Annotated in this window: 11 protein-coding genes; all 11 read left to right on the top strand. The window is 71.0% G+C overall.

Annotated features, from left to right (window positions below; translation table 11 throughout):
* Positions 1-19: 19 nt before the first annotated feature.
* The 11 genes from VGV06_21310 to VGV06_21260 all read left to right on the top strand — a co-directional run bounded on the left by VGV06_21310 (position 20) and on the right by VGV06_21260 (position 15,322).
* Entirely contained in the window at positions 20-850 is an 831-nt protein-coding gene (locus VGV06_21310) for an ROK family protein (GenBank protein HEV2057679.1), read from the top strand.
* The gene (locus tag VGV06_21305; protein HEV2057678.1) at positions 847-2,496 is read left to right on the top strand and encodes a DUF2723 domain-containing protein; all 1,650 of its coding nucleotides are present in this window, start codon (positions 847-849) and stop codon (positions 2,494-2,496) included. Before VGV06_21310 ends, VGV06_21305 begins: the two co-directional genes overlap by 4 nt.
* Positions 2,493-4,022, top strand: a complete 1,530-nt coding sequence (locus tag VGV06_21300) for a hypothetical protein (protein ID HEV2057677.1) — start codon at positions 2,493-2,495, stop codon at positions 4,020-4,022. Before VGV06_21305 ends, VGV06_21300 begins: the two co-directional genes overlap by 4 nt.
* A gap of 18 nt (positions 4,023-4,040) precedes the next feature.
* Complete coding sequence (locus VGV06_21295) at positions 4,041-4,703, top strand: aspartyl protease family protein (protein ID HEV2057676.1); 663 nt, start codon at positions 4,041-4,043, stop codon at positions 4,701-4,703.
* A gap of 277 nt (positions 4,704-4,980) precedes the next feature.
* Positions 4,981-5,322 (top strand): retropepsin-like aspartic protease, encoded by a 342-nt coding sequence (locus VGV06_21290; protein ID HEV2057675.1) that lies wholly within the window; start codon positions 4,981-4,983, stop codon positions 5,320-5,322.
* Between the two features lie 93 nt (positions 5,323-5,415).
* Positions 5,416-8,262 (top strand): isoleucine--tRNA ligase, encoded by a 2,847-nt coding sequence (ileS, locus tag VGV06_21285; protein ID HEV2057674.1) that lies wholly within the window; start codon positions 5,416-5,418, stop codon positions 8,260-8,262.
* Entirely contained in the window at positions 8,259-8,732 is a 474-nt protein-coding gene (lspA, locus tag VGV06_21280) for a signal peptidase II (protein ID HEV2057673.1), read from the top strand. Before ileS ends, lspA begins: the two co-directional genes overlap by 4 nt.
* Positions 8,733-8,751: 19 nt before the next feature.
* Positions 8,752-9,711 carry an RluA family pseudouridine synthase gene (locus tag VGV06_21275; GenBank protein ID HEV2057672.1) on the top strand — a complete coding sequence of 320 codons (960 nt, stop codon included), beginning with the start codon at positions 8,752-8,754 and terminating at the stop codon, positions 9,709-9,711.
* Positions 9,712-9,856: 145 nt separating this feature from the next.
* Entirely contained in the window at positions 9,857-11,245 is a 1,389-nt protein-coding gene (glmU, locus tag VGV06_21270; protein HEV2057671.1) for a bifunctional UDP-N-acetylglucosamine diphosphorylase/glucosamine-1-phosphate N-acetyltransferase GlmU, read from the top strand.
* A 4-nt stretch (positions 11,246-11,249) separates the two neighbouring features.
* Positions 11,250-13,088, top strand: coding sequence for a glutamine--fructose-6-phosphate transaminase (isomerizing) (gene glmS / locus VGV06_21265; GenBank protein HEV2057670.1), 1,839 nt, complete (start codon positions 11,250-11,252; stop codon positions 13,086-13,088).
* Between the two features lie 47 nt (positions 13,089-13,135).
* A complete protein-coding gene (locus tag VGV06_21260) occupies positions 13,136-15,322 on the top strand; it encodes a UvrD-helicase domain-containing protein (protein HEV2057669.1) in 2,187 nt (728 codons plus the stop codon).
* The last annotated feature ends 1 nt before the right edge of the window (position 15,323 follow it).

The following is a 15,323-nucleotide window of genomic DNA, read 5'->3' as shown; positions in this document are numbered from 1 at the left end:
CTCCTCGCCGCGATCGCTCGTGCCCCCCGATCGGTACGCCATTGGCAGTGACCTGGGCGGCAGCAAATTGCGCGGCGGCCTCGTGAGCCTCGCGGGGCAGCTCGTCGGGCGCGTCGAGGTGCAGACCGAGGCCTGGAAGGGCTCCCCGGGTGTTCTCGCGAACCTCAAGGGCGTGATCAGCCGCCTGCTCGACTCCACCGAGCCCGCTCGCGTCGCAGGCATCGGCATCGCCGCCGCCGGCCAGATTCATCCCAAGACCCACGCGGTCGTCTACGCTCCGAACCTCGAGTGGGAGAACGTGCCGCTCCGCGACGAGATAGAGTCGGCCTTCGGCTTGCCTGCCTACGTGGAGAACGACGTGCGCGCCGCCGCGTGGGGCGAGTACCGCTTCGGCGTCGGCCGCGGGGTCCAGAGCCTCATCGCCGTCTTCGTCGGCACAGGGCTCGGCTCTGGCGCCGTGGTCGACGGCATCCTGCTCCGGGGCGCGGGCAATGCGGCGGGCGAGCTCGGACACACCCAGGTCGTGCCCGACGGGCTGCCCTGCGCCTGCGGCCGGCACGGCTGCGTCGAGGCCTACGCTTCGGGACACGGCTTCGCGCGCCGCATCTGGGACGACGCGGAGCGGTACCTGGGTCAAGCCATAGGCAACTACGTCACGCTCCTGAACCCGGAGCTTCTCGTGCTGGGCGGTGGCGTCATGACGACGGTGCCCGGGCTGGCCCCGGCGCTCGAGCGGCAGGTGCGGGCTCACGCCACCGTCCTCTCCCGGGATGTCAGGGTCGCTCACGCCGGCCTCGGCGACTCCTCGGCCATCTTCGGGGCGGCCGACCGCGTCTGGGGGCAGGTGTGAGCGCCGCCGGGCCCTGGGCGGGGCGGGCGCGCTCGCACCTCGAGCGGCACGCGGACGCCTGGCTTGCGGGAGGGCTCGGGGTGCTGACGCTCCTGTCGCGCTGGCCGTACCGGGCCCGGATGCTCTACAACTGGGACGCGGTGCAGTTCGCCCTCGCGCTGCGGGAGTTCGACGTCGCCAAACACCAGCCTCACCCGCCCGGGTATCTGCTCTATGTCGGCCTGGGGCGCCTGCTGAACATCCCGCTGGCTGATCCGAACCTCGCGTACGTCGCGCTCGCCATGCTCTTCAGCGCCGCCACGACGGTGACCGTCTACTGGCTGGCGCGCGCGCTCTACGAGCGCGCCACCGCCGCGTCGGCGGCGGCGCTCCTGGCCGTCAGCCCGCTCTTCTGGTTCTACGGATCGGTGGGGTTGACGTACGCGGGCGAGGCCTTCGGCGCCTCGCTGGTTGCGGCCTTCGCGTACCGCGCGCTCCGCGGCGATGCGCGTTACCTCTACGGGGGCGCGCTGGCATTGGGGCTCGTGGGCGGCATCCGCCCCTCGGCGCTGGTGCTGCTTTTCCCGCTCTGCATCGGCTGCGCGATCGTCGGCATCCGCGGCGCGCGGCGCCTGGCGCTCGCGGCGGCCCTCATGCTGGGCGCCGTGCTCTCGTGGTTCCTGCCGCTCGTCTGGCTCAGCGGCGGCCTCGGCGCCTATCTCCGCGCCTCGACCCAGCTCTACGGCTCCGTGGTCCTGCCGACCTCCGTGTTGGGCGGCTCGATCGACGTGACGCTGGCGCAGGCCCGCTATGTCCTGGCCTCCGTGATCGTCGGCCTGGGTCCGCTGGCCCTGGCCGCCGTCGCGCTGCCGCTCTACGCGCGGCGCGCCGGATGGGGAATGGCGGAATGGTTCCTCCTAGCTTGGATCGTGCCGCCTGCGGTCTTCTACACCCTCGTGCACTTCGGCCAGGCGGGTTATGTTCTGACCTTCCTGCCCGCGCTCGTCATCCTGATGAGCCGCGTCCTCGTCGAGGCCGTCGCGGCGGGCTCCGAGCGCCTCCGCCGCCCGAACTGGCGCTGGGGGCTGACGGCGGCGGCGCTCGGGCCGCTCTGCCTCGTGAGCACGGGCTTCTTCGTCAGCGCGCGCCCGGCGCCGCGCCATTTCGACAACCGCACCGGCGACGCGTGGGTCTGGCGCGCCAAGGATGAGGCGAACGACTGGATCATGAGCCGGACCGTCGCGGCGCTCCGCGAGCACGAGGCGGTGATCCGCACCTATGTCGAGACCATCCGCGCCGTCTACGACCCGGCGAACACGGCGCTGCTCACCGAGATCGGCAACCCGCGCTCCTACCCGTGGCTGCGCCACGCGATGTTCTACCTGCCCGAATACGCGGTCTACCAGGTGCAGCTGGGCGAGATGCCGCTCGGTTTCTACGCGCCGCAGTCGGCCGCGACCATGATCCTGACGCCCGGCTCCACCGTTACCGTCCCGCGCCGCGTGCGCCGGCTCGTCTGGTTCGTGGACCACTGGGACCCGGCCGTGCCGCGGCCGCGGGGCCTGCAGGAGATCCGGCTGCCGTACGGCCGCTTCCTCTACGTTCTGCCGCTGGGCCGCGGGCGCGCGCAGCACGCGGGCTACGCCTTCGTCCGCGACAAGCGGTGAAGGGACGGAGCGCGCTCGTCCTCACCGCCGCCGCCCTCGCCGCGGCGCTCGGGTTCTTCCTCCAGCGCGAGCGGCTCATCGCCGGGCCCGTGGGCCTGAGCGGCTTTCCCCTCGACGACTCGTGGATCCACTTCCAGTTCGCCCGTAACGTGGCCGAGGGGCACGGTTTCGCGTACAACCCCGGCGTTCCCGTCTCGGGCTCGACGGCGCCGCTCTGGACCTTGCTGCTGGCGGGTCTCTTCAGGGCGGGAGGGGCCTACCCGGCGTGGGCAAAGGCGGCCGGTGTTGCCGGAGCCCTCGGCGCCGCGTGGCTGGCGAGGCGGCTGGCTCTTACATGGACGGGGGACACCGCCCTCGGCCTCACAGCGGCGCTCGTGACCGCGTGGAGTGCGCCCATGGTCTGGGGTGCGCTCTCCGGGATGGAGGTAACGCTCGCCGCCCTCCTCGTGACGGCGGCCCTCGCCGCTCACGCGGCGGGCCGCGCTCCGATCGCGGCCGCGCTCGCCGGTTTGGCCGTGCTCGCGCGCCCCGAGTCGGTCCTGCTGGTCCCGCTTCTCTGGCTGGCGGGACCACTGACTGCCAGGCGCTCGACCATCGTGTGGGGCCTCCCCGCGGTCATCCTCCTCCCGTGGGTGGCGTTCAACTTGAGGACCTCTGGGACGCCGCTCCCGGCCACAGCCGCGGCCAAGATCGAGGGCGGGCTCGTGGGCCTGCTCTCGGGCGCACGCGAGTCCGCGGTGACCACCTTCCTCTTCCGGCCGTGGCAGTTCGAGCGGGAGTGGATAGCTTGGCTGGCCTCGGTGAACGTGCTGCTGCCCGTTCTGCTGCTGCCCGGGCTCTGGGTGTTGTGGCGGCGGGGCGGGCGCGCCTGGGCGCTGCCGGCCTCCATCCTCCTTCTCCACCCGCTCGGTATGGCGCTCCTGGCTCCCTCTCGGGGTCCGGCCTTTCAGGAGGGGCGCTACTCGATACAGCTCCTGCCGCTGGCCATCGTGGTCGCGGTGAGCGCCTTCGTCCCGCTCGTGTCAATGGCGCGGTCCCGTCCGTCGTGGGGGCGGGTGGCGTGCGCGCTGCTGCTGGTCGCCTCACTCGCCTCGCTCGGCCCCGGCGCGACACGGTATGCCTGGGCCGTGCAGAACATCGACGCCATGCAGGTGGGCCTCGGGCGCTGGGTCGACGCGCACACGCCCGCCGGGGCGCGGCTCGCGCTCAACGACGTAGGGGCCATCGGTTATCTCGGGCGGCGCGAGGTGGTGGACGTGATGGGTCTCGTGACGCCGGCCATCATTCCGTACCGACGCGACGGTGAAGCGGGGATCCTTCGCTATCTCGAGCGCGCCTGCCCCGACTACCTCATCATCTTCCCCTCGTGGTTCCCGGCGCTCTCGACGCGCGCCGACCGCTTCACGCCCATCCACCGGGTCAGGCTCGAGCACAATACCGTGGCCGGCGCCGACGAGATGGTGGTCTACGAGACCGCTTGGAACCGGTGGCGCCCCGGTCCTCTGGCCTGTCCGGGCCCCCGTTAGGCGGGATATACTCCTTCAATGATGAGTCGATCGCGGCGAGCGGTGTTCCCGGCTGGCTTCCTGAGCTTGGCGACCCTTGGGCTGAGCTTGGCGGGCCTAGGGCTTTGGGCGCTCTGGGGGCTCTGGCCCGCGCCGGTGTGGGCCCAGATGTACCGCTGGACCGACGAGCAGGATGGTGTCCACTACAGCCAGGGGATCTACAGCGTGCCGGAGCGCTTCCGGTCGAAGGCGCAGCTCCTCGCGTATCCCGAGAGGCCGGCGTCGCCCGCCGCGAGCCCCTCGCCGGCTGGGGGTGAGGCGTCCGGCGTGACGCGCATCTCCTTCACGCCGGGCAAGCCCATCATGGTGTCCGCCAAGATCAACGGCGAGGGATCGGCACAGCTTCTGCTCGACACCGGGGCGTCGGTGACCGTGATCAACCCGCGCGTCCTGGCCGGGATGGGCATCGGGTCGCGCGAGGCCGTTAGATCAACGATCAAGGGCGCCACGGGCACAGCCGACGTCCTCTTGGTGCCCGTGGAAAGCATCGAGGTGGGCGGCGCGCGCTCGGGCCCGCTCCGTGTCGCGGCGCACGACGTCGATCTTGGGCAGGGTGACGGGCTCCTGGGCCGCGACTTCCTCGACCAGTTCACGGTCAATATCGACAACACGGCCGGCGTCGTGACGATCTCCCCCAAGTAACCGCCATGGGTGGAGCGCATCGGCTGCCTCGCTCGGTACTCGCGGCCCTGCTGCTGACGCTGACCCTGGCGCCGCCCGCCCACGCCCAGCTCTACCGCTGAACAGACGAAAAGGGCGAGACCCACTTCGGCCAGGGGGTGGACCGCGTGCCCGAGCGCTACCGCAGTCGCGCCCGCGCCGTCGGCAGCGTGGACCCGCCGCCCGCGCCCTCGGCGCCTACCGCGGCGACGGTCACCGACGGTGTCACGCGCATCGCGTTCGCGCCGGGACGCTCCACATGGTGCCGGCGAAGATCAACGGGCGGGCGCCGGTGCGGCTCCTGCTCGATACAGGCGCCACCCGGACCACCATCAGTCCGGCCGCGCTGATCGGACTCGAGGTTACCTACCGCGACGCCCCGAGGATCCAGTTTCGCGGCGTGACCGGCAGCGCGTCCGCCTACCTCGTGAGCCTCGAGAGCGTGGAAGTGGGCGGAGCCCGCGTGGGCCCGCAGCGTGTGCTCTCGCACGACGCGCAGATGGGTGGCGGCGCGGAGGGTCTCCTCGGGCAGGACTTCCTCAACCACTTCCGCGTCACCATCGGCAACGCTCGCGGCGTCGTCGAACTCGCGCCAAAGTAGCCGTCTCCGGCTCGGCCTGGGGCCCGGCCGCCGGACATCCCGCCGGGGGGCTTTCTTGCCCTAAACGCCCATCGGTGTTACGTTTCTCCCTCTATGAATTACAAGGACACGCTCAACCTCCCGAAGACGTCCTTCCCGATGAAGGCGAACCTGCCCAAGCTCGAGCCGGAGATGCTCAAGCAGTGGGAGGAGATGGACATCTATGCCCGCATTCGCCAGGCTTCGGCGAAGCGCCCCTTGTGGATTCTCCATGACGGCCCTCCCTACGCCAACGGACACATCCACCTGGGAACGGCGCTCAACAAGATCCTGAAGGATCTCGTCGTCAAGTCGCGGGCGATGCTCGGTCACAACGCCGTCTACGTGCCGGGCTGGGACTGTCACGGCCTTCCGATCGAGCACCAGGTGGACGTCGAGCTCGGCCTCGATCGGCCCGGCGTGGACGTGCGCCAGGCCATGGATCCCGTTGAGAAGATCCGGCGCTGCCGGGACTACGCGCTGCGCTTCATCGACATCCAGCGCGAAGAATTCAAGCGTCTCGGGATCTTCGGCGACTGGGCGAACCGGTACGCCACGCTGGACCCTTCCTACGAGGCCGTCATCGTGCGCGAGTTCGGGCGCTTCGTGGGGCAGGGGGCCGTCTACAAGGGGCTGAAGCCCGTTCACTGGTGCATGCACTGCAAGACCGCGCTCGCCCAGGCGGAGGTCGAGTACGAGGACCAGACCACGCCGTCGGTGTTCGTGAAGTTCCCGGTGAAGACGCCTTCGCCCGCGCTGGCCCGGGCGCTCGGGAACCGCCGCGCCTCGCTCGTCATCTGGACCACCACGCCTTGGACCCTGCCGGCCAACCTCGCCATCGCGGTGCATCCCGGTGAGACCTACACGGCCGTGGAGTGCGACGGCGAAGCCCTCGTGGTCGCGCGTCCGCTGGCGGAAGCCTTCGCCACCCTGCCTGGCCTCAAGGGACGGACGCGGCCGACGGAGATCGCCGTGCCTGGCGCGGAGCTCGAGGGCACCGTGGGCCGCCACCCGTGGATCGACCGCGACGCCCCGGTGCTCGGCGCGGACTTCGTGGCCATGGACACCGGCACCGGGCTTGTGCACATCGCTCCCGGGCATGGTGAAGAAGACTACGAGCTCGGGCGCAAGGCCGGGCTCAAGATCTACAATCCGGTCGACGACGACGGGCGCTTCGTCCCCGAGGTCGCGCACTTCGCGGGGCTGACCGTGTGGGAGGCCAACCCGAAGATTATCGCGCACCTCAAGGCGGTGGGCGCCCTCGTCGCGGAAGTCACGCTCAGACACGAGTACCCGCACTGCTGGCGGTGCAAGAACCCCACGCTGTTCCGGGCGACCGAGCAGTGGTTCATCTCGCTCGACAAGAACGGGCTCAGGGGAAAGGCGCTGGACGCCATCCGGAACGACGTGCGCTGGATCCCGGCGTGGGGCGCGGACCGGCTCTTCAACATGATCGCCCACCGGCCCGACTGGGTGCTCTCGCGCCAGCGCGTCTGGGGCGTGCCGATCGTGGCGTTCTACTGCCGCGCGTGCTCGGCGCTCCTCCTTGACGAGCGCGTCATCGAGCACGTGTCGGTGATCTTCCGCGACGGGCGGGGAATCGAGGAGTGGTACCTGCGGCCCGAGGCCGAGCTCGTCCCGGCCGGCACGCGCTGTCCGGCGTGCGGCGGCGGGGAATTCCGCAAAGAGACCGACATCCTCGACGTCTGGGTGGATTCAGGCTGCAGCCACGCGGCCGTGCTCGAGGCGCGACCGGACCTGCGCTCGCCGGCGGACATGTACCTGGAGGGCTCGGACCAACATCGCGGCTGGTTCCACTCCTCGCTGCTCGAGGCGGTGGGCACGCGCGGCCGGCCGCCGTACAAGTCGGTGCTCACGCATGGCTTTTTAGTGGACGCCGGTGGGCGCAAGCTGTCCAAGTCCCTCCGGAACTACGACAGCCAGGAGGCGATCCTGTCCAAGTACGGCGCCGAGATCCTGCGCCTCTGGGTGGCCGCCGAGGACTATACCGAGGACATCCGGTTCTCCGACGAGATCCTGGTCCGGCTCAGCGACGCCTACAGGAGGATACGGAACACCTTCCGCTTCCTCCTCGGCACGCTCGCCGACTTCGACCCCGAGCGTGATCGCGTCTCCTACGACCAGATGGACGAGATCGACCGCTGGGCGCTCCTGCGCTTGGGCGAGCTGATCGCCCGCGTCCGCCGGGCCTACGACGAGTACCAGTTCCACGTCGTCTTCCACACCGCGCACAACTTCTGCGCCGTGGACCTGTCGTCACTCTACCTCGACATCATCAAGGACCGCCTGTACGTCTCGGCGCCCGACGACCCCAAGCGGCGCGCGGCGCAGACGGTCTGCTTCGAGATGCTGACGGCGCTGGCGCGCCTCCTGGCGCCCGTCCTGAGCTTCACCGCCGACGAGGTCTGGGGCTACATCCCCGGCCGCGGCAAGCCCGAGAGCGTCCACCTCGTCACCTTCCCCGAGGAGCGCGGCGAGTGGATCAACGAACGCCTCGGCGGCGAGTGGGAGCGCCTGCTCGAGGTGCGGGGCGAGGTTTCACGCGCGCTCGAGACGGCGCGCAAGCAGGGACTGATCGGCAAAGGCATCGACGCCGTCGTCTACGTCACGAGCGCGCCCGAGGAGCAGTGGCGCCCGCTGCTCGCCGGCAAGGGCGAGGATTTGCTCGCGACGCTCTTCAACGTGTCGGCCGTGAGACTCGCCGAACGTGCGCCCCACGGCGCCGGGATCGCCTACGACAGCCAGGACATTCCTGGGTTGGCTCTCGCCGTAACCCCCGCTCAGGCCCTCGGGTGGAAGAAGTGCGACCGCTGCTGGACCTGGAGCGCGGGTGTGGGGGCGGACGCCCGGCACCCCGCGCTCTGCGATCGCTGCCTGCCGGTGGTGCTCGCCCGCTCATGAGGCTGGTGGCGGCGCTGGGCGGGATCGTCCTGATCCTCGACCAGGCCGCAAAGTGGCTCGCGCTGCGCCGCCTGGGGCTCGGCGTCCCCGTGAACATGATCGACGGCTTCTTCTCGCTGACCCTCGTGATGAACCCGGGCCTGGCGTTCGGAATGCTCGGTAGCGTCCCGCGCGGCTGGCGCTGGATCGTCGCGCTGCTCTCCATCGGGGCCCTCGGCGTCCTCGCGGCGCTGGCCACGCGCCTCCTGCCTGAGGGCGGGCTCGTTGCGGCCGTGGCCATCGGCATGATCTTCGGCGGCGCGGCGGGCAACCTGATCGACCGCGCGCGCTTCGGGGCCGTGGTGGACTTCCTCGACTTCTACTGGCGCGGGTGGCACTGGCCCGCCTTCAACGTCGCCGATTCGGCCATCAGCGTGGGCGTGGCGCTCCTCGCGCTGCGCATGCTGACAGCGAAGCCGCCGCGGGCATGACGGCCTCGCCGCCGCAGGCATGACGGTCGGTCCCGCCCGGCGCGTGGGGACATCCGTGGGCGCGGCCGAGGCGGGCCGCCGCCTCGACCTGTGGTTGGCCGCGCAGCTGCCCGACCTGTCGCGCACCCGCATCAAGGCGCTCGTGGACGGCGGCCACGTCAGCGTGAACGGCGCCGCGCGCAAGGCCGCGCACCGGCTCAAGGTGGGCGAGAGGGTCGACGTCGTGGTCCCGCCGCCTGCGCCGGAGGTATTGGCCGCCGAGTCGATCCCCCTCGCCATCGTCTTCGAGGACGCCCACGTCCTCGTCGTGGACAAGCCCGCGGGCATGGTGACGCATCCGGGAGCGGGACGGTCCACCGGCACCCTGGCCGCCGCGGCGCTGGCGCACTCCCCCGAGATCGCGGGGGTCGGAGGTCCGCGCCGGCCCGGCATCGTCCACCGCCTCGATAAGGGCACGTCCGGGCTCATCGTGCTCGCGAAGAGCCGCCAAGCGTACGATGCGCTCACGGCGCAGCTTCAGCAGCGCACCATGTCGCGCCGCTACCTGTGCCTCGCCCATGGCGTCATCGCGCCCCACGACGGCAGGATCGACGCGCCGATCGCGCGCGATCCGCGCTCGCGGGTGCGCATGGCCGTCGCACGCGCGGGCACGGGCAAGCGCGCCGTCACGCGCTTCCGCGCGCTCGAGCGTTTCGGCGGCTACACGTATCTCGAGTGCCGGCTCGAGACGGGCCGCACCCACCAGATCCGCGTCCACCTGGCATCGCTGGGTCACCCGCTGGTGGGCGATGCGACGTACGGCGCCAAGCACGCGCGGCCGCACGACACGCTGCCGGCCGATCTCGTCGAGGGCTTGGGCGGCGTGGCGCTGCACGCGGCCGGTCTCTCCTTTGTCCACCCGACGACGGGCGAGACGGTCGAATTGTCGTCTCCATTGCCCAACAGGATCGCCCGCCTCCTGTCTCATCTACGCAAATGACACAGCATCGTTCATCGTCATTTATCCTCAACATGCCTCTTGGCATGTTGAACGTGGGTGATAAGTTCGCGCCAACGCGCGACTTGCGAACAGCCGTGCCCGCTCAACCGGTGATGGCACGGCCCGTGCTAACCTAGTGGCGATCATGAAGACGCTCACCGCGGTGATCCTGGCGGCCGGCGAGTCCCAGCGCATGCGCGGGAGCCGTCCCAAGGCGCTGCACCTGCTCGGCGGGCGGCGGCTCATCGACTACCCGGTGCGCGTCGCCCGCGCGCTCGGCGCGCGGATAGTCCTGGTGGTCGGCCGGGGCGCTGACGACGTGCGCGCGGCCGTCGGCGAGGCGCCCGATCTCGCCTACGTCGAACAGAAGGAGCGGCTCGGCACCGCGCACGCCCTCCTCCAGGCGCGCGGCGCCTGCGGCGACGGCGCGGGCGCCGTCCTCGTGCTGCCGGGCGATCAGCCGCTCATGTCAGAAGCCCTGCTGCGCGCGTTGGTCGACCACCACCGCTCGAAGGCGGCCGCCGCCACGCTCCTCACGGCCGAGGCCGAGGATCCGGCGGGCTACGGGCGCGTGATCCGCGAGGGCGGCCGGCCGGTCGCCATCATCGAGCACCGCGACGCGACCCCCGCCCAAAGGGCGATTCGCGAGATCGGCACGAGCACGTACTGCTTCGACGCCAGGCGGCTCTGGCCCGCGCTCGACCGCGTGACGCCGCAGAATGACCAGGGCGAGCACTACCTGACCGACGTCGTCTCGATCCTCGCCGCGAGCGGGGCGCCGGTCGAAGCGCTGGCGGCGCCGCATCCCGAGGAGTGCATGGGCATCAACGACCGAAAGCAGCTGGCCGAGGTGGCGGCGGTGCTTCGGCGGCGCACCCTCGAGCGCCTGATGGTCGAGGGCGTCACCATCCTGGATCCGGCGGCGACGTACGTGGACGACACGGTCGCGGTCGGGGCCGATACGGTGATCTATCCCGGCGCAGTGCTCGAGGGCGCGACCACGATCGGCGCCGAGTGCGTCGTGGGGCCGGGCTGCCACGTGAGCGGCAGCCGTATCGGCGACCGCGTCACCCTCAGGCCCTACTGCGTGCTGTCCGACGCGACCGTCGAGGCCGAAGCCCAGCTCGGCCCGTTCTGCCACCTGCGCCCGCAGTCGCACGTCGGCGCCGGCGCCAGGATCGGCAACTTCGTGGAGCTGAAGAAGTCGAAGATCGGCCGCGGCGCCAAGGTGCCGCACCTTTCGTACATCGGCGACGCCACCGTCGGCGACCAGGCGAACATCGGCGCGGGCACGATCACCTGCAACTACGACGGCGTCGCCAAGCACGAGACCAAGATCGGCGCCGGCGCATTCGTCGGCACCAACTCGAGCCTCGTGGCTCCCGTCACCATCGGGGCGGGCGCCTACGTGGGCGCGGGCTCGGTGATCACCAAGAGCGTCCCTGCCGGGGCCCTGGCGGTCGCCCGCGCGCGCCAGGAAGTGCGCGCGGGCTGGGCCGCCCGCAAAAAGAAAGCCCGGAAGGCCAAGGACTGACGCCATGTGCGGGATCGTCGGCTACATCGGTGACAAGGACGCGGTCGGCGTCATCGTGGACGGGCTCAAGCGCCTCGAGTACCGCGGCTACGACTCGGCCGGCGTGGCCGTGCTGGGGCCCGAGGGGCTCGAGGTCCGGCGCGCGGCCGGCCGGATCAAGGTTCTCGAAGGCCTGCTGCGCGAGCGCCCCGTGCACGGGCGCATCGGCATCGGCCACACGCGCTGGGCCACACACGGGCGGCCGACCGACGACAACGCCCATCCCCACACCGACGGCTCGGGCACCCTCGTCGTGGTCCACAACGGCATCATCGAGAACTACCTGCCGATCAAGGAGCGCCTCCACGCCGAGGGGCACGTCTTCACGTCGGAGACCGACACGGAAGTCATCGCGCACCTGATCGAGCGGCACCTCAAAGACACGCCCCGATTGGACGACGCGGTCCGCAGGGCGCTGCGAGAGCTCCGAGGCTCCTACGCCATCGTGGTGCTGTCCAAGGCCGCGCCCGACCGGTTGGTCGCGGCCAAGCACGGCGCCGGCAGCGTCGTGGTGGGGCTGGGGCAGGGGGAGACCTACCTCGCTTCCGACATCCCCGCCCTGCTCGCGCATACCCGCGATGTCGTCATCCTCGAGGACGAGGACGTGGCGGTGGTGACGCGGCATGGTGTCGACATCTCCGATCTCGCCGGCGCGCCCGTCTCCCGCACGCCCACGCGGATCACGTGGGACCCGATTCTCGCGGAGAAGGGCGGCTACCGGCACTTCATGCTCAAGGAGATCTACGAGCAGCCGCGCGCCGTGGCGGACACGCTGCGCGGCCGCGTGTCGCCCGAGGGCGGGACCGTGGTGCTGCCCGACATCGGCCTCGACCCGGACGTGGTGGCGGGCCTCCAGCGCGTCGTCTTCATCGCGTGCGGGACGTCGTACCACGCCGCCATCGTCGGCCGCTTCATGGTCGAGCGGCTGGCGGGGCTTCCGGCCGAGGTCGACCTGGGCTCGGAGTTCCGCTACCGCGACGCCGTGCTGGGACCCGAGACGCTCGTGGTGGCGCTGTCCCAGTCGGGCGAGACGGCCGACACGCTCGGCGCCGTCAAGGCCGCGCGCGACCGCGGGGCGCCCATCGTCGGCATCACCAACGTGGTCGGGTCGGCGCTCGCCCGGGAGTCCACGGGCGTGCTCTACACCCACGCGGGGCCCGAGATCAGCGTCGCCTCCTCGAAGACCTTCACCGCGGCCCTCGCGGCCTGCTATCTTCTCGCGCTCTGGCTCGGCCGCCGGCGCGGCGCGCTCCTGGCCGAGGACGGCCGCAAGCACATCCAGGGGTTGCTCGAGCTGCCCCGGCTGATGGAGCGGGCCCTCGAGAAGGAGCCCGAGATCGCCGAGCTCGCGAAGGAGTTGGCCGCGTACAAGCACTTCCTCTTCCTCGGGCGCGGCATCCACTATCCGATCGCCCTCGAGGGCGCCCTCAAGCTCAAGGAGCTGTCGTACCTCCACGCCGAGGGCTACCCGGCGGGCGAGATGAAGCACGGCCCCATCGCGCTGATCGACGACACGATGCCGGTGGTGGCGCTGACCCCGCGGGATTCCTCCTACGACCGGATGATGGGCACGGTCGAGGAGGTGCGCGCCCGGGACGGTCGCATCATCGCCCTCGCGCACGAGGGAGACCGCGAGATCGGCGCGCGCGCTTCGCGCGTGCTGACGGTGCCGGCCGCCGCCGAGCTGCTCTCGCCCATCCTGATGGCGCTCCCGCTCCAGCTCCTGGCGTATCACGTCGCGGTCCGCCTCGGGCGCGACGTGGACCAGCCGCGGAATCTAGCCAAGTCCGTGACCGTCGAGTAGAGCCCGCGCGGCGCGGCCGCTCGGGCGGTGTGATATCGTACGTATCCATGCTGCGGCCCGCCGTCGCCCCGGAGACCGTTCTCGCCTCGCTCAATCCCGCCCAGCAGCAGGCCGTCCAGGCGACCAAGGGCCCCGTGCTGGTGCTGGCCGGCGCCGGCAGCGGCAAGACGCGTGTCATCGCCCACCGGATCGCGTGGCTCCTCGGCGTCGAGGGCGTCCATCCCCGCCACGTGCTCGCCGTAACCTTCACCAACAGGGCTGCGGGAGAGATGCGGCGCCGGGTCGAGGACCTCGTCCTGCCGGCCGGGATCCGCCCGCCGCTCATCGCGACGTTCCACTCGACCTGCGTGCGCATCCTGCGCGAGCGCGCGACGCTGGTCGGGCTTAGGCCGTCCTTCGTCATCTACGACGAGGAGGACCGGCTCACGCTGGTCAAGGAGGCCATGCGTGAGCTCGACATGGACGAGCGGCAGACCACGCCCGCCTCGATCGTCCACCGCATCAGTCACGCCAAGAACCAGATGCTGTCCGTGGAAGAAGCCGAGCGCCTCGCCCGCACGCCCCGCGAGGAGCGGATCGCGACGCTCTACCGGAGATACGAAGAGAAGCTGCGGGCCGCGGGCGGCGCGGACTTCGACGACCTCCTGCTGCTGGTCGTGCGGCTCTTCGAGACGTCCCGCGAGGCGCTCGCCTGGTACCGCGCGCTCTGGACGTATGTGCTCGTCGACGAGTACCAGGACACCAACCGCGCCCAGTACCGCATCATCCAGCTCCTGACCCAGGAGCACAGGAACCTCTGCGTGGTCGGCGACCCCGACCAGTCCGTGTACCGCTGGCGCGGGGCCGACCTGCGCAACATCCTCGACTTCGAAAAGGACTTCCCCGACTGCCTCGTGGTGCCGCTCGAGCAGAACTACCGCTCGACCAAGCGCATCCTCGACATCGCGTCGGCGGTCATCGCGAACAACCGCGCGCGCCGAGACAAGCGCCTCTGGACGGAGAACGACGAAGGCGAGCGGGCGCAGGTCTACCGCGCCTGGGACGAGAACGAGGAGGCGGGCTGGGTGGCGCAGACGGTCCGGTCCCTGCACGGCCAGGGCCTGGACTACGACGACGTGGCGTTGTTCTACCGGACCAACGCCCAGTCGCGCGTGCTCGAAGACGCGCTCCGGCGCGCGAGCATTCCCTACGTCATCGTGGGCGGCGTACGCTTCTACGAGCGCCGCGAGATCAAGGACGTGATCGCCTACCTGCGCCTGGCAGTCAACCCGGCGGACGACATCGCCTTCCGCCGCGCCGTCGCGGCGCCCAGCCGCGGCATCGGCAAGGCCACGCTCGACCGCCTGTCCGAGGCCGCGCGGGCGCACGGGATCCCGCTCTTGGCGGCATGCGCGGCGCTGCCTGCCGACGTGACGGCGAAGGCGCGCGGCGCCCTCGAAGACTTCGCGCGGCTCGTTGCCCGCCTGGGGGAGGGTCGCGCGACCATGACGGTGCCGGCGCTTATCGACCTAGTGGCGGGCAGCTCCGGCTTCCGCGATGCGCTCAAGGCGCAGCGGACGGCCGAGGCCGACGCGCGGCTCGAGAACATCGAGGAGCTGGTGGCGGCCTCCGAGGAGTTCGTCGTCGCCCAAGAAGCGGCGGGCGCCGAGGGCGCGCCGCTCGAAGCCTTCCTTGACTCGATCGCCCTGGTGGCTGACGTGGATTCCCTCGACGACACGGACGAAGGCGTCACGCTCATGACGCTTCACTCAGCCAAGGGGCTCGAGTTCCCCGCGGTCTTCCTCACCGGGCTGGAGGAGGGCGTCTTTCCGCACTCGCGCTCCATGGACGACGCCGAGGAGCTCGAGGAGGAGCGCCGGCTCTTCTACGTCGGCGTCACGCGGGCGGAACAGCGGTTGTGGCTTTCCTACGCCCTCCACAGGCGCATCCAGGGCTATGGGGCGGGGGAGCCCTCACGTTTTCTGCTGGAAGTTCCCGAGGCGCAGCGGGTGCTGCTCAACGCGTTGCGGCCCTCGCCTGCCGTGCCGCGCGCGGCGGCGGCAAGCCTGCCGGCGGCGGTGGAGGACCCCGACCTGCCCTTCCGCGTCGGCGCGAAGCTCCGCCACGTGCGCTGGGGCGAGGGGCTCCTGGTCGGCATCCAGAGAGAAGGCAGCGATGTCATCGCCACCGTCCACTTCGCCAGCGTCGGCCGCAAGCGCCTCTCCCTCCAATACGCGCACCTGGAGGAGCTGTAGT

Source organism: Candidatus Methylomirabilota bacterium, assembly GCA_035936835.1.
Lineage (GTDB): Bacteria > Methylomirabilota > Methylomirabilia > Rokubacteriales > CSP1-6 > AR37.
The sequence above is the reverse complement of the archived record's forward strand: the minus strand, read 5'-3'. Positions and strand labels throughout refer to the sequence as shown.

What these genes read in the sequence shown, in the direction of transcription:
- VGV06_21290 (HEV2057675.1), top strand. Translation starts at nt 4,981, where the DNA reads ATGGTGCCGGCGAAGATCAACGGGCGGGCGCCGGTGCGGCTCCTGCTC.
- VGV06_21260 (HEV2057669.1), top strand. Translation starts at nt 13,136, where the DNA reads ATGCTGCGGCCCGCCGTCGCCCCGGAGACCGTTCTCGCCTCGCTCAAT.
- glmU (HEV2057671.1), top strand. Translation starts at nt 9,857, where the DNA reads ATGAAGACGCTCACCGCGGTGATCCTGGCGGCCGGCGAGTCCCAGCGC.
- lspA (HEV2057673.1), top strand. Translation starts at nt 8,259, where the DNA reads ATGAGGCTGGTGGCGGCGCTGGGCGGGATCGTCCTGATCCTCGACCAG.
- VGV06_21275 (HEV2057672.1), top strand. Translation starts at nt 8,752, where the DNA reads ATGACGGTCGGTCCCGCCCGGCGCGTGGGGACATCCGTGGGCGCGGCC.
- glmS (HEV2057670.1), top strand. Translation starts at nt 11,250, where the DNA reads ATGTGCGGGATCGTCGGCTACATCGGTGACAAGGACGCGGTCGGCGTC.
- VGV06_21295 (HEV2057676.1), top strand. Translation starts at nt 4,041, where the DNA reads ATGATGAGTCGATCGCGGCGAGCGGTGTTCCCGGCTGGCTTCCTGAGC.
- ileS (HEV2057674.1), top strand. Translation starts at nt 5,416, where the DNA reads ATGAATTACAAGGACACGCTCAACCTCCCGAAGACGTCCTTCCCGATG.